The organism is Candidatus Hydrogenedentota bacterium, from assembly GCA_016791475.1.
GTDB lineage: Bacteria > Hydrogenedentota > Hydrogenedentia > Hydrogenedentales > JAEUWI01 > JAEUWI01.
Genome location: JAEUWI010000146.1, coordinates 1 through 845, shown reverse-complemented (window position 1 = coordinate 845; position 845 = coordinate 1). Strand labels below are relative to the sequence as shown.

Sequence of the window (845 nt, the reverse complement as noted above, 5' to 3'; positions counted from 1 at the left end):
CAGACCATGGAGATCCACTACACCAAGCATCATCAGGCCTATGTGAACAACCTGAATGCCGCGCTCAAGGACACGCCGCACGGCAGCCAGCCCGTGGAGCAGTTGATCGCCGACCTGCCCCTGCTGCCCGAAGGCGTTCGCGGTGCCGTGCGCAACAACGGCGGCGGGCACGCCAACCACAGCCTGTTCTGGACGGTGATGGCCCCGGTGGACCAGGGCGGCGGCGGTACTCCCTCGGGCGAACTGGCACAGGCCATTGACCGGGAACTGGGCGGCTTCGATGCCTTCAAGGCCGCCTTCACCCAGGCCGCGCTCACGCGCTTTGGCAGCGGCTGGGCCTGGCTGGTGGTGGGCAAGGACGGCAAGCTGGCCGTGGAAAGCAGCGGCAACCAGGACAGCCCGCTGATGGCCGGCATCGGCTCCGGCGCCACCCCCATCCTGGGCCTGGACGTGTGGGAACACGCCTACTACCTCAAGTACCAGAACCGCCGCCCTGAATACATCGCGGCGTTCTACAACGTAGTCAACTGGGCCGAAGTGGCCCGCCGCTACGCCGCCGCACGCGGCTGAACGGTCTGCAACGCCAACCTCTGACCTCGACCAGCATGGATCTGCCACAACGCTTCCGCTCCAAGACCAGCGTACGGTCCAACATCCGCCTGTGGATAGGCCTGGCCATCATGATGGCCGGCGCCTGGGCGCTCACCAGCCAGTTCTGGGCCTATGCGCAGAACCATCCGGTGGTCTTCCAGGCACTGGCCGGAGGCTCGGCCGCCGCGCTGGCGACCGCACTGGGCACCGTGCCCGTGATGCTGTCCCAGCGCCTGTCCGACCGCACGCAGGAC

Annotated in this window: 2 protein-coding genes; both read left to right on the top strand. The window is 67.3% G+C overall.

Annotated elements, in window-relative coordinates; translation table 11 throughout:
• The first annotated feature begins 6 nt into the window (after positions 1 to 6).
• Positions 7 to 570, top strand: coding sequence for a superoxide dismutase (locus JNK74_28360; GenBank protein ID MBL7650101.1), 564 nt, complete (start codon positions 7 to 9; stop codon positions 568 to 570).
• 35 nt (positions 571 to 605) lie between these two features.
• A partial coding sequence (locus JNK74_28355; GenBank protein MBL7650100.1) for a ZIP family metal transporter occupies positions 606 to 845 on the top strand: 240 nt, incomplete at its 3' end.

Bases quoted from the DNA above. Each gene is read 5' to 3' on its own strand.
- JNK74_28360 (MBL7650101.1), top strand. From the start codon at position 7: ATGGAGATCCACTACACCAAGCATCATCAGGCCTATGTGAACAACCTG.